This is a genomic window from Nocardia sp. NBC_01499 (genome assembly GCF_045040275.1).
In the GTDB taxonomy this organism is placed as follows: domain Bacteria; phylum Actinomycetota; class Actinomycetes; order Mycobacteriales; family Mycobacteriaceae; genus Nocardia.
The window spans coordinates 4,312,711-4,325,791 of record NZ_CP109426.1; the positions used below are offsets into that span (position 1 = coordinate 4,312,711).

The window sequence follows — 13,081 nt, forward strand, 5'->3', positions numbered from 1 at the left end:
CGGGGCGATCACCGCAAAGGAGCACGTGATGCACTTCGATCCGACCACCCTGCGCCGGGACGACTACGGGTTCTTCGGCCCCGATTCGCCGAGCTGGAAGGTCTGGACCGCGCCGACCGCGGTCATCGGATTCCAGCGGGCCGTCGTGCTCGAGCACTTCGACCCGTTCCTCACCGCGGCCGTCGCCGATTCGCGCGGCATCTACAGCGACCCGCGCAAGCGCCTCGATCACACCTTCTCCTACTTCCTGATCGCCGCGATCGCCGACGGACGCACCGCCATCCAGGCGGCCGAGCACCTCATGCGGATCCACGCGCCGATGACCGGCATCGAACCGATCAGCGGGAACCGCTACAGCGCGAACAGCCCGGAAACCCAGCTGTGGATCCACATCACCGGCTGGCATTCGGTACTCAAGGCCTACGAGATGTTCGGCCCAGGGCTGACACCGGAAGAGGAAACGCGTTTCTGGCAGGAGTGCGCGGTCGCGGCCGAGCTGCAGACCTGCAAGCCCGAGGACGTGCCGCGCTCGCGCGCCGAGGTACGCGAGTACTTCGAGCGGGTTCGCCCGCGCCTGTGCACGTCCGAGCGGGCCGAGGAGGGCATGCACCACCTGCTGTGGACCTCACCGCGCAACGGTGCCGGGCTCTCGTATGCCATTGGCAGCAGGCTGCTTTCGCTGGCGTCGGTGTCGACGCTGCCGAAGTGGATGCGCAAGCTCGGGCGGTTCGATCGGCTCGGCATCGTCGATCTCGCGGTGCGGCTGCCCGCGAAGGTGCTGGTGTGGGGATTCACCCGGTTCAACTCGTTCGGACTGCTTGTCGCGGCGCCGTTCATCGCGCCGATGGCGGGCCAGATCCTGAAGGAGCACATCAACGCGGCGGCGCCGACCAGGCTCGAGACGGTCAGCCCGACGGAGGCACGCGCGTTGTACGGCAGTCGATCCGGGCGCGCCGCGCTGGTCGCCGAGCCTGCCTGAGTTTCGCCGATTCGCCCGCCGCATCGAGGGGTGCGGCGGGCGAATCAACGAAATAGCCTCTGCCGCAGGCGACTAGCCCACGCCCAAGGTGTTGATGGTTGCGGCGATGAAGACGATGGCGGAGCCGAGCAGGGTCAGCGCGCCGACGTCGAAGGGCTTGCTGCGCACGGCGAGCAAGCCCACCCGCGCGGTCGGCAGGCACAGTCGGAACGCCGCGGCAAGCAAGGTCGCCCCGCCGAAGAACAGCGCGCCGCGGCGCCACCGATCCTGGGCGACGAACACGATCGCCACCGCGATGACCAGCGCCACGATGACCAGCGGCAGGTGGCAGCGCAGAAACTGGGAGCCCAAGCTGCTGCCTGCCCGCTGGTCCGCGGTGGACGTGTCGGCATCGGTCACCCCCCGATTCTTACAGACGCCACCCACCCCGCGCCGCCGACGGGCTCTGCTCGCCCGTCCGCACGGAGCCGCTCGCCTACTCCGCCAAGCCCAATCCGTGCGCGAGCACCGGCCACGACTCCTTGAACTCGTCCTGCCAGTAGCCCCAGGAGTGCGTGCCCGAGGCGTAGTGGAAGGTCGCGGGGATATCGAGCGACGCGAGCTTCTTCTCCAGGTTGCGCGTGCAGTAGTAGGTGGCACTCTCGATGGTGCCGCCGACCATGATCTGATTCACCAGCCCCATCGGCCCGAGTTGATCGTTCATACCGTCGATTTGGGTCTTGATGCCATCGAGCTGCGACTTCCGGCCGTCGAGCGTGTCGTATTCGCCCTGTCGGCCGTCACCCGAGGAGAGGTACAGGTCGAGCCCACGCAGCCCGTCTGCGTGCACATACGGATCGTTTGCCGCCCACTCGGGCGAATTCAACGGTCCCCACATGTTTTTGGCGTCCCCGCCCGCCATCCCGACGGCGGTTTGCACGAAGTAGGCGCCCATCGGGTCGCTGGTCTGGGCGCAGCCGCTGTACGCGGCCGCCGCCCGGTACAGACCCGGCTTGGCAATGGGCAATGCCAGCACCGAAGTGCCGGAGGTGGAGATTCCCGCGATGGCCCTGACTCCGTCGGTGCCGAGTGCCGAATCAATCAGCGGCGGCAATTCTTCGGTCAGATACGTCTTCCACTTGTTGCGGCCGAGTTTCGGGTCGTCCTTGACCCAGTCGGTGTAGTAGCTCGCCTTACCGCCGATCGGCAGGATCAGGTTGACATTCTTGTCGGAGACGAACTGGCGAACATCGGTTTGCGCCTGCCAGGAGGCGACGCTTTCCCCCGCGTCAAGACCGTTCAGGAGATACAGGCTCGGCCGCGCCCGCGAAGTATCCGCGGGGCGCTGGATCTCCACCGGAAAGGTTTTGTCCATCGCCGCGGAGTAGACCTGCAGCCGAATTCCGCGATCGTCGATGCGCTCGACTTCGGCTATCCGAGAACCATCTTCGGCCGTGATACCGGCGGTTATCAGGTCCGGCTGATCGGTCGGGTCGGCGCCTGCGGGCGATACGCCGAATGAGGTAAGAGCACCGATGATCAGCCCGATTACCACACCGTTGCTATAACGTGTTCGTCGGGATTTCAATGCTCCTGTACTGGCAGTCGAGGTCATGGGCAAAAGCATCCAACATTGCGCTTCGATCGACGCGCAACGACACGCCAGAGTATTACTCATGCGCGACAAACGAGTTCGTGCTCAATTTCGAGAAATCGATAGGACCGATTTCTCTATTGCGCTCTGCCGCTGCGCCTTACCGCGAAATGGCCGAGGCTAGTTCAGTTCTGACTTCGAGGACTGGATACGAGCGAGGAAGGCATCGATGGCCGCGCCCATGGCCTGGTTGATCTGGAGATGCAAGCCAGTGCCGACGACGGCTTGATAGTCGACGTGGTTAGCGGCGAACCGGGCGACAAGGGCCGCGTGCAGCGGCGCAGGCACCGCGATATCGGTGGCGTTGAGCAGCAACAGGATCGGGGCGTTGTAGCCACTGGTTGGCACGCCCATGTAATCGGCGAGAACGGCGCGAAAGTGCTCGTCGCCCAGCGGCTTCGACAATAGATCGCTGACTCCGACGCCCTGAACTCGTTCGAGTATCTTGTCTTGGCACAAGACGCTGATGCTGTCGAGTACTTCCCGGCCTCGGGGCGTCAGATAGCTGTCGATGTCCGCATCCGGTCGCGAGACACGCAGTCCGACAAGAACACTCGCGACCACCATGGTGAGAGCATCGCCGATCACCGTTGGCAGATCCGGACCCCATGGCCCCGCCATCGGCAGCAGGTTTTCCGCTTCTGATTCGGGATCGATCGCGATGGTGCCACGAAAATCAAGGTCTGGCGCGTATGTTCGCTGCAGATAGGCGGTGCCGAGCGCGGCCTGACCGCCCTGCGAACCGCCGAGCAGAGCCCAGGTCCGCGATAACTGGGGGTGGCTCGCCCTTGCCGCCTTGACCAGGTCGATGGTCGCGGTCGCCTCGGTTTTCAGCTCCAGATACGGATGCGGCCCGGTATCGAAACGCCCGAGCCCGAGATAATCCGGTGCCACAACGGCAAATCCCTTGGACACAAAGGTCCGCAGGAACGCGTCCTCGTGGACTCGGCGCTCTGGCCATGGACCGCTGGCGAAATCGGCCTGGCCGCCACACCCTCGACCGAGACCGAAGCTGCCGTGATCGTAGGCGATAATCGGCCAACCACCAGCGGGCGGCGTGCCCCGAGGAATGAGCACGGCACCGCTCGCCGGTTGCGGCGAACCATCCGAGCCGGTCATCCAATACTCGACGACCGAGCCGCCGGGCATACCGCGCCAACCTTCGGGTTGTGGAGTCACGGAGATGACAGTCCCCACTGTCGCCGCACTCGACGGTGTCGCGGCGACGCCGAACGCGGAGACCGCCACTGCCGCCGCGAGAACCGCGCACCGCCACGAGCCGAACAATCGCATCTAATACCACTTTCCGTTCCAGCGAAGACGAATATGCGCGAAGGCGGGGCGGTCAGCCTGGCACCGAGATCGATAACAACGGTTCGGCGATGCTGAGGCAAGCGTCGTGCGTGACACGGCAATCGCTGTCGTGCCACGCACGACGCGATCAAGCACCGATCACAGCATGGAACCCGTAAACACTGCCGCGATGGTATTGAAGGCGACCGAGCCCATATAGGTGACCGGAGCCATAACCGAACCTATACCGGGCAGAACAGTCGACATGATCGCAGTTGGGATCAGGTTCATCAGATCGCAAATTGCCGAACCGATAATCGGCATAGCACGTCCTCTCGGGTTCAGGAAGGATTATTTTCGCTGGTGAATCTACAGGGATGGATTGTGATTCAGTCAACAGTTGAGCGATATGAAGAGTAACCGTTTAATATCAACGATGTAACAGAGTGGAGTTATGAGCATTTCACTGGGTTGAAACCTTCTTATTCGGATTCGTTCGCAAATTCATATTGATTGGGCAAACCCGTCGAGCCAGACACCTACTACGTAACGTAGTTTGACTGTAGAGTCGAGTCATCTGATCCAGGAGGGTGGGCGATGAGAGCCTTGACGCGGATTCGGCACTACCTTGCGGCGGTGCGGCAGGCGAAGCGGAACCGGTCCGATCTGTTCGGCTGGCTGCTGCGCCGACCACAGATCTTGTTCGGCACCATGGTGTTCGAGACGGCGCTGCTGTTCACCAACCGACTGGACCCGAAGCTCAAGGAGCTGGCCGAGCTGAAGGCCGCGGGCCTGGTGAACTGCGAATTCTGCCTCGACATCGGCTCCGCGCTCGCCAAGTCCGCGGGCCTGACCGAACAGCAGCTCACCGATCTACCGCGCTACCGAACCAGCGACGCCTACACCGATCTGGAAAAACTCGTCATCGCCTTCGCCGAAGCCATGACCGCGACCCCCGCCGTCGACCTCGACGAACTACGCACCACCCTGCTGACCCACCTGTCGAAATCCCAACTCGCCGAACTGGCGACCACCATCGCCTGGGAAAACCAGCGCGCCCGCCTCAACCAAGGCCTCGGTGTACGACCGACCGGCATGGCTGAGGACGGGGTGTGCGCGCTGCCGGAGCGCCCGGCGAAGTAGCGCGGACCTCCTATATCGGTCCCAGGCAAATGACGGGGACGGCGATCCAGTTAACGATCACCCCAACCCACACGAGGCCAACGGCAATATTGACTCCTGGAACAAGGAGGAGGGGAAGAGTCAAAAGCATGAGGACGGTGCCTACCGCCAGCAACGGCACCTCCGCCAGCGCCGCCGCGCAGTCGGGACCCAAGAAGACTTCTTTGGCCGAGGCCGCGGCATTGTGCACCTGGTCGGCGGTGAAGGTTCGCTGCACCGGTGCGGCATCGTCGATCCAGACCGTGGTTGCCGCGGACTCATCCGGGCGGATCGCGATCCGACTTTCGACATGGCGGGAAACCGCGCCGTTGGCGTCGTAGAGCACTCCGAGGGAATCGCCGGTCGCCGTGGACGGAGTGGCCACCAACGTCCGCCCATTCGGAAGCCCGAACGCGACCGCCTGATCCCACACCGGAGCATCCGCCGAATGCCACGGAACCACCCCCGCCCCGACATCACCAATCGCCTTGTCCCGCAACGACACTGTATCGGCGGCGGCCAATGGACGCAGCTGAGCCAGCGCGTCCCGCAACTCGCCGACCGCCTGCGGATCGAGCGAATCGGCGCCGGTAGTGCTGTCCCCTGAGCCCGGCATCGGTGCGGCCTCGACTACCGCCGGTCTCCCCGCCATCGCCACCGCGGTGACCGTCAAACAACCCATCAGCACAACACTCAAACGCCGCTGAACGCGCATGTTTCCACACTCCTGTCAGACGCGAATATGACCTAGATAATATATACGTCCGATCGGTCGCTTATATTGCTATAAGTTACCTACCTCACACCACTGAACCCCGAACAGCGCCCACACGGCGCACGAGCGGTTCCGGGATGAGGCGGCAAACCTCCGCCTCCGATCTCGCCGCGAAGCACGGCCGCGGCGACGGTAGGTCAACGAATCAGTTCCGCAACCACCTGATTGACTGGCTGTTGTGTTCCGACTGATGTTTCATGAGCCCGCTATCCCCGGAAATACCGGCAATGCGATTCGTCTGGTCGCCGGGACCGGGTGTGAGCTGCATTTGATCGAGCCGCTTGGGTTCGATCTTTCGGAGGCGAAGTTGCGGCGGGCCGGGTTGGATTACCACGATCTGGCGTCGGTGACGGTGCACAAGGATCTCGCGGCGGCGTGGGAGTCGGTGCGGCCGGAGCGGGTCTTCGCGTTCACGACGCAGGCGAAGACGCACTACACCGAGGTGGCGTATCGCGAAGGGGATGTGCTGCTGTTCGGCACCGAGCCGACGGGGCTGCCCGCGGCGGTACTCGATGATCCGCATGTGACCAGTCAGCTGCGCATCCCGATGCTGCCGGGGCGCCGCTCGATGAACCTGTCCAACGCCGCCGCCGTCACGGTGTATGAGGCCTGGCGCCAGCTCGGCTTCGACGGCGGGGTGTGAACGCCGCGCACGAATTCGCTGGCGACGCAAGGAATTACCAGCAGAATCGGGCGCGGCCGGACAAACGATGCGGGTTGCCGCGCGGGCGGGTCAGCGGTCGATCTCGAAGCGTTTGAAGCGGGAGGTGGCGCCGGCCGACAGGTGGACGGCGCTTTTCGGTACTCCGTAGTGTTCGGCGAGCAGTTCGATGGCGGCCTTGTTGGCCTTGCCTTCGACGGCCGGGGCGCGCACGTACAGCTGGAGGGTGCCGTCGTCGAGGGTTTCGACGAGCGGGCCCTTACGGCTGTTCGGTTTTATGGTCGCCCGGACCGTTGTCGGCACTCGTCTCTCCTGTCGCCGTACCCGCGGCTCCCGTAACCTTCGGGGCCCCAGCACTTTCCGTGGTGCCAGTGCCTTCTGTGGTGCCTGCGCCCTCTGCGGTGCCCGCGCCTTCCGTGGCTCCCGCGCCTTCCGTGGCTCCCGCGCCTTCCGTGGAACCAGCACCCTCCGTGGAACCAGCACCCTCCGTGGAACCAGCGGCTTCCGCGGAACCGGCACCTACCGCGGACCCAGCACCTGCGGCGGGACCCGACTTCGCGCCCGCGCCGACCCCAACCGGTGTCGATTGTCCCCGAACGGTCGCACCCTTGCGTCGCCGCAGCACCAGCCGCACGATGCCGAGGACCACGGCGGCGAGCACCACCAGGAAGCCGAGCCACGGCAGCGCCTTGCCGGTGAACACGACCGCGTCCTTCAGCCAATTCACCAGCGAATGCCAGCCCGTGACGATCCCCTTCCAGAAGCTGTCGGCGCGATCCTCCTGGGCTTTCGTTGTCGTGGTTGTGATGTCGATGTTGAGCGTGGACAGCGCGACCTCATCGTCGAGGTGCTTCTTCTGCGCGGTCAAACTGTCGAGCTCGCCCTGGCGGCTGGACAGCGCCTGCTCGGCGTTGATCAGGTCGGCGGTGTTGGTCGCGCCGGCGATGAGCCCGCGCAGCCGGTCGACGGAGGCCTGCAGCGCCTTCATCCTGGCGTCCAGGTCTTCCCACTGCATGGTCACGTCGTCGCGGTTGGTGTGCACCCGGGTGATGCGGCCGAAGCCGCCGAGTCCGTCGACGAACGCGTCGGTCTTGTCCGCGGGTACCCGGACGGTGAGGCTGGCGCTGGGATCGGCGTCGTCGGTGCCCGGCTGTTCGGTCCTGCTGTCGACCCGGCCGCCGACCTCGCGCACCCGGTCGGCGATCTTGCTCGCCGTGTCGATCGGTTTGCCAGCGGTCATCGCGACGTTGCCGGTGACGACTTCTTTACGCGCCGTGATCGTTTCGCCGCCGGTGCCTGGGACGTCTTTCTGCGCGGGCCCCTGCTCGCGCAGCCCCGGTGGTGGCGCGGCCGCCGGGGCTGGCTCCATGGTGGCGTAGGTCGACGCCCGGTTTGGCGGCGCGACTTTCTTCGCGTTGTCATTGTCGCTGCCGCAGCCGACGAGCAACGTCAGACCGAGCAGACCGATGCACAGCACAGCAAGCTTCCGCATGATTCGCACACTAGCCGCTCTGGCTGCGCGAATAGCCTGACGTAACCGTTCTCTAGAGCCCTTCTAACACTTTCCTAAAAGTGTGGGCGGCCAGGTCATTCAGGACAACGATCAGCGACTCAGCGGAAGTCGCGTGACTTGGAGTCGACGCGCAGGTCCATGCGCTGCAGGTGTTCGGCGACGACGCTGACCGCCCCCTCGGCGTTCTGCACCCGGCCGCGAATGAGCAGGGCGGGGGCACTCTGCGCCAGGCGGCGGAAGCGGGCCCACAGGCCGACCGAGCAGACGACGTTCACCATGCCGGTCTCGTCTTCCAGGTTGAGGAAGGTGACGCCGGCGGCGGTGGCGGGGCGTTGCCGGTGCGTCACCGCGCCGCCGACCAGAACTCGTGACCCGTCGCGCACGGCGAGCAGGCCAGCCGCGGGAATCACGCCGAGTGCGTCGAGCCGAGGGCGCAGGAATTCGGTGGGATAGCTGCCCGGTGAGACCCCGGTGGCCCAGACGTCGGCGGCGGCCAGTTCGAGGTCGCTCATGCCGGGCAGCACGGGGGCGGTGGTGGTGGCGCCGGTGCCGGGCAACCGATCCGGACGTTCCCCCGCGGCGGCGCCAGCGGCCCACAGGGCGGCGCGACGGGTGCTGCCGAGACCGCCGAGGGCGCCCGCGGTGGCCAGCGATTCCGCCTGGACAACGGTGAGTTCGACGCGTCCGGTCAGGTCGAGGAAGGAGGTGTACGGGCCCTGATCCCTTGCGGCGACGATCTTTTCGGCAAGGTCGGCGCCGATGTGCCGGATCGACGCCAGGCCGAGGCGCACCTGGGTGCCGTCGTGCTCGAGGGTTGGTTCGGCGCGGCTGGCGTTGATGTCGGGGCCGTGCACCAGGACACCGTGCCTGCGGGCATCGGCGACCAGAGATTGCGGCGAGTAGAAGCCCATCGGTTGCGCGCGCAGCAGACCGGCGCAGAACGCCGCTGGGTGGTGCAGCTTGAACCATGACGAGTAGAACACGATCGAGGCGAAGCTCTGCGAATGGCTTTCCGGGAAGCCGAAATTCGCGAAGGCATAGAGCTTCTCGTAGATGCGGTCGGCGATTTCGCCGGTGATGCCGTGTAATTCGCGCATGCCCTGATAAAGGCGCTCCTTGAGTCCCTCCATGCGCTCCGGGGAGCGTTTGGAGCCCATCGCGCGGCGCAGCTGATCGGCTTCGACGGCGGTGAAGCCCGCGACGTCGACGGCCATCTGCATGAGCTGTTCCTGGAACAGCGGAACGCCGAGTGTGCGGGACAGCGAATGCTCAAGTGCCGGATGGTCGTAGGTCACTTCCTCTTTGCCGTTGCGGCGCCGGATATAGGGGTGCACCGACCCACCCTGGATGGGACCGGGACGGATCAGCGCCACCTCCACCACCAGGTCGTAGAACTCCCGGGGCCGCAGCCGCGGCAGCGTGGCCATCTGCGCCCGCGACTCCACCTGGAACACGCCGACCGAGTCGGCGCGCGAAAGCATGTCGTAGACGGCGGCTTCCTGCAGATCGAGCTTGTGCAGCTCGACGATCACGCCGGTGTGCTCGCGCACCAGGTCGATCATGTAGCGCAGCGCGGAGAGCATGCCGAGGCCGAGCAGATCGAACTTCACCAAATCGATGGCGGCACAATCGTCTTTGTCCCACTGCAGCACGCTGCGACCGGGCATGCGGGCCCATTCCACCGGGCAGACGTCGGCGATGGGGCGGTCGCAGATCACCATGCCGCCCGAATGAATACCGAGATGCCTTGGCAGGCCTTCGATTTCGGACGCCAGCTGCAGCACTTCAGCGGGTATGTCGGTGCCCGTTTCGGTACCGATGCCGGTCCACTGGCTCACCTGCTTGCTCCACGCGTCCTGCTGCCCCTGCGAAAAGCCAAGTGCGCGTGCGGCATCGCGGACGGCGGACTTGCCGCGGTAGGTGATCACATTGGCCACCTGGGCGGCGTACGCGCGACCGTACTTGGTGTAGACGTGCTGGATGGCCTCTTCGCGGCGATCGGATTCGATGTCGACGTCGATATCGGGCGGTCCGTCGCGTTCCGGCGAGAGGAAGCGTTCGAACAGCAGGTTGTTGGTGACCGGGTCGACGTTGGTGATGCCGATCGCGTAGCAGACGGCCGAGTTGGCCGCCGAACCCCGGCCCTGGCACAGGATGTCGTTGTCCCTGCAGAAGGTGACGATGTCGTGCACCACCAGGAAGTAGCCGGGGAATTCCAGCGTCTCGATCACCGCGAGCTCGTGCTCGATCTGCCGGTACGCCTTCGGGTTTCGCTCCGGCGGGCCGTAGCGGGCAGCGGCGCCGGTCAGCGTCAGTTTCCGTAGCCAAGACTTCTCGTCGTGTCCGGCGGGCACCTCGAACGGCGGCAGCTTCGGCGCGATCAGCTTCAGATCGAAGGCGCATTCGCGGGCCAGCGTTGCCGCGTTCGCCACCGCCTGCGGGCAGTCGGCGAACAGCCGCGCCATCTCCGCGCCGGAGCGCAGGTGCGCGCCGCCGGTGGGGGCCAGCCAACCGGCGATCTCGTCCAGACTCTGCCTAGCCCTGATCGCCGCGAGCGCCATGGCGCGGCGGCGCTGGCCTGGCGCGGCGAAATGCGCTCCGGTGGTTGCTATTACGGGCAGACCGAGGCGGTCGGCCAGGACGATCAGGTTGGCGTTGCGCTCGTCGTCCTCCGGGATGCCGTGGTGGGTGAGTTCCACGCTCACCCGGTCGGCGCCGAACCGTTCCGTCAGCTCGCGCAGCGCGGCCTCGGAGCGCACGAGACGTGTACTGCCCGAACGTAAATCGTTGACGAGCGCTTGGCGCAGGTGGCCTTTCCGGCAGCCGGTGAGGATCTGCCACTGCCCCTCGGCCGCCGCGGTGAGTGCGTCGAGGTCGTAGCGGAGGATGCCCTTCTCCCCCGCCTCCATATGCGCGGCCGAGATCTCCCGCGATAGTCGGCGGTAGCCCTCTTGCCCTCGGGCCAGCACCAGCAGGTGTGGACCGGCGGGATCCGGTGATCCCGTGCGCGGCATGGAATCCGGCGCGGTGGCACCCTCGGCAGGCTGGGTGCCCAGCGACAGCTCGGCCCCGAAGACCGTCGGCATGCCCCATGCCCTGGCCGCCTCCGCGAAGCGCACGGTCCCGTAGAAGCCGTCGTGATCGGTGAGCGCGATCGCCTCGAGGCCGAGGCGAACGGCCTCCTCCACCAGTTCCTCCGGCTGGCTCGCGCCGTCCAGGAAGCTGTAGGCCGAGTGCGCGTGCAGTTCCGCGTACGGCACCGTCGGCCCGTCGGCGGGCACCACCGGCTCGGCCAGGTACTGCCCGCGTTTGCGTGACCAGGCCGGGCCGTCGCCGCCGTCGCCGGGATACATCGCGTCGGGGTTCGTCCGGCCCGGTCGCCCGGACAGCACCCGTTCCAGTTCCGCCCAGGTGGGCGGCCCGTTGCTCCAGCCCACCTCGGCTCACCTCCTCGGACGGATCAGTTGGTCGGCAGTGGCGCCGTCGAGCCCTCGGCGAGTGCGTTATCGACCTGGTCGAGACCGGCCCGGATCAGGGCGCCGTACGCGTCGTTGGCGAGCACGTCGAGGTGGCCGCGGGCGATGGCCATTTGCATGCGGGCGGCTTCGAAGTCGCCCACTCGACGGTGGCTGTCGGCCAGGTTGAGGTACAGCGAGGGAAGGAAGCTGCGGAGTCCCTCATCCAGGGGGATGCCGGGGCCGAACACCGCGGCCAGCGCGCGCCGGTCCCAGAGCAGCGCGTCGGCGGCCGCGTACTGTAGATCGGCGAGGTGATGCGCGATCACGCAGCGGTGCAAGGGATCACCGCCCTCACCGATCTCGTCCCACAACTTCTCCAGCGCCTGTCGCGCCGCCGCCTGGTCCCCACCACCGAGCCGCACCGCGGCAAAGATGTCCGCCATCCGATCGTCCGCCATGCGGTGAGTATCGCACATATGTTCGATGGATTTCGAGAGGTTGTTCGACCCGTGTTCACCACCTCGACCCCGGGCCCGAAAAGTGACCGGTTCCACTTGGCGGGTAAACTTACTTCGGAGTAAGTTCATGCCATCCCCCTAACCCCGCAAAGGAGCAGCGATGAGTGACGGATCCGCTGACGCTGGCCTGCCCGAGACCCGGCGCGGCCGTCGCAACCGCGACATCGCCGGGCGGCATGTCCTGATCACCGGAGCCTCCTCCGGCATCGGCAAGGCGGCGGCGATCGCCGTTGCGAGCAAGGGCGCCACCGTATTCCTGCTCGCGCGCCGCGCCGACGAACTCGCGTCCGTGGTCGACGAGATCAGGGCCGAGGGCGGCATCGCGTACGGATATCAGTGTGACGTCACCGATTCCGACTCGGTCGACCACGCGGTGAAGACCATCCTCGACGAGCACGGCCACGTCGACATGCTGGTGAACAACGCGGGCCGGTCCATCCGCCGCGCCATCCACCGCTCCACCGACCGGCTGCACGACTTCGAACGCACCATGGCGGTCAACTACTTCGGCGCGCTGCGGATGACGCTGGCACTGCTGCCGCAGATGCGGGAGCGCAAGTTCGGCCACATCGTCAACATCAGCAGCGCCGGCGTGCAGGTGGCGACGCCGCGCTTCGCCGCCTACCTGGCCAGCAAGGCGGCCCTGGACAAGTTCGCCGAGGTGGCCTCGGTCGAGACCATGGCCGACGGCGTCACCTTCACCACCATCCACATGCCGCTGGTGCGCACCCCGATGATCGCGCCGAGCGGCGATCAGGGCCCGTCCGAATCGCCGGAGTGGGCGGCCGCGACGATCGTGCGCGCGCTGACCGAACGCCCCAAGCGCATCGACGTGCCGATCGGCACGTTCGCCGAGTACGGCGCCCTGCTCACCCCCAAGTTCCGCGACCGCATCCTGCACCGCTACTACCGCGCGCTGCCTGACTCCCCCGCCGCCAAGGGCGAACAGGTCGACGAGCCTGACGAAACGACGGAAAGCGTTGTCCCCCAACCCGCTCCGCGTCCCCGCTCGGCGGCCCGCCGGGTCACCGGCACCGCCCTGCGCCGCGCCGCGCGCTGGGTGCCCGGGACACACTGGTAGCCACGAACG

13 protein-coding genes are annotated in these 13,081 nt (G+C 66.2%); 4 read left to right on the forward strand and 9 right to left on the reverse strand.

Going from position 1 to position 13,081, the window contains the following annotated elements; all coding sequences use genetic code 11:
- Window positions 1-28 precede the first annotated feature (28 nt).
- Entirely contained in the window at window positions 29-979 is a 951-nt protein-coding gene (locus OG203_RS19925; protein WP_405167145.1) for an oxygenase MpaB family protein, read from the forward strand.
- A gap of 72 nt (window positions 980-1,051) precedes the next feature.
- Here the strand turns inward: OG203_RS19925 and OG203_RS19930 are convergent, their stop codons facing one another.
- From OG203_RS19930 to OG203_RS19945, 4 genes are all read right to left on the reverse strand, one after another.
- Complete coding sequence (locus tag OG203_RS19930) at window positions 1,052-1,378, reverse strand: DUF3017 domain-containing protein (RefSeq protein ID WP_405167146.1); 327 nt, start codon at window positions 1,376-1,378, stop codon at window positions 1,052-1,054.
- A gap of 76 nt (window positions 1,379-1,454) precedes the next feature.
- Window positions 1,455-2,513: an alpha/beta hydrolase gene (locus OG203_RS19935; RefSeq protein ID WP_405167147.1), complete on the reverse strand. Its 1,059-nt coding sequence runs from the start codon at window positions 2,511-2,513 to the stop codon at window positions 1,455-1,457.
- A gap of 219 nt (window positions 2,514-2,732) precedes the next feature.
- Window positions 2,733-3,791, reverse strand: coding sequence for a lipase family protein (locus OG203_RS19940; RefSeq protein ID WP_405167148.1), 1,059 nt, complete (start codon window positions 3,789-3,791; stop codon window positions 2,733-2,735).
- Window positions 3,792-4,064: 273 nt separating this feature from the next.
- On the reverse strand, window positions 4,065-4,229 hold the full coding sequence (locus OG203_RS19945; protein WP_405167149.1) for a hypothetical protein: 165 nt from the start codon (window positions 4,227-4,229) through the stop codon (window positions 4,065-4,067).
- A 273-nt stretch (window positions 4,230-4,502) separates the two neighbouring features.
- Here OG203_RS19945 and OG203_RS19950 point away from each other — a divergent pair, with 273 nt between their 5' ends.
- Window positions 4,503-5,048, forward strand: coding sequence for a carboxymuconolactone decarboxylase family protein (locus OG203_RS19950; RefSeq protein WP_405167150.1), 546 nt, complete (start codon window positions 4,503-4,505; stop codon window positions 5,046-5,048).
- A gap of 10 nt (window positions 5,049-5,058) precedes the next feature.
- On the opposite strand, the gene OG203_RS19955 is transcribed toward OG203_RS19950, so the two are convergent.
- A complete protein-coding gene (locus OG203_RS19955; RefSeq protein ID WP_405167151.1) occupies window positions 5,059-5,781 on the reverse strand; it encodes a hypothetical protein in 723 nt (240 codons plus the stop codon).
- 238 nt (window positions 5,782-6,019) lie between these two features.
- Here OG203_RS19955 and OG203_RS19960 point away from each other — a divergent pair, with 238 nt between their 5' ends.
- Window positions 6,020-6,484 carry a tRNA (cytidine(34)-2'-O)-methyltransferase gene (locus OG203_RS19960; RefSeq protein ID WP_405167152.1) on the forward strand — a complete coding sequence of 155 codons (465 nt, stop codon included), beginning with the start codon at window positions 6,020-6,022 and terminating at the stop codon, window positions 6,482-6,484.
- A gap of 90 nt (window positions 6,485-6,574) precedes the next feature.
- Here the strand turns inward: OG203_RS19960 and OG203_RS19965 are convergent, their stop codons facing one another.
- The 4 genes from OG203_RS19965 to OG203_RS19980 form a co-directional block, all read right to left on the reverse strand.
- Window positions 6,575-6,805, reverse strand: coding sequence for a DUF167 domain-containing protein (locus OG203_RS19965; RefSeq protein WP_405167153.1), 231 nt, complete (start codon window positions 6,803-6,805; stop codon window positions 6,575-6,577).
- Window positions 6,762-7,994, reverse strand: a complete 1,233-nt coding sequence (locus OG203_RS19970; protein ID WP_405167154.1) for a DUF4349 domain-containing protein — start codon at window positions 7,992-7,994, stop codon at window positions 6,762-6,764. Before OG203_RS19970 ends, OG203_RS19965 begins: the two co-directional genes overlap by 44 nt.
- A gap of 119 nt (window positions 7,995-8,113) precedes the next feature.
- Entirely contained in the window at window positions 8,114-11,452 is a 3,339-nt protein-coding gene (locus OG203_RS19975; RefSeq protein ID WP_405167155.1) for an error-prone DNA polymerase, read from the reverse strand.
- Between the two features lie 23 nt (window positions 11,453-11,475).
- Window positions 11,476-11,931 (reverse strand): hypothetical protein, encoded by a 456-nt coding sequence (locus tag OG203_RS19980; RefSeq protein WP_405167156.1) that lies wholly within the window; start codon window positions 11,929-11,931, stop codon window positions 11,476-11,478.
- Window positions 11,932-12,091: 160 nt separating this feature from the next.
- On the opposite strand from OG203_RS19980, the gene OG203_RS19985 reads away from it, so the two are divergent.
- On the forward strand, window positions 12,092-13,072 hold the full coding sequence (locus tag OG203_RS19985; RefSeq protein ID WP_405167157.1) for an SDR family NAD(P)-dependent oxidoreductase: 981 nt from the start codon (window positions 12,092-12,094) through the stop codon (window positions 13,070-13,072).
- Window positions 13,073-13,081 lie beyond the last annotated feature (9 nt).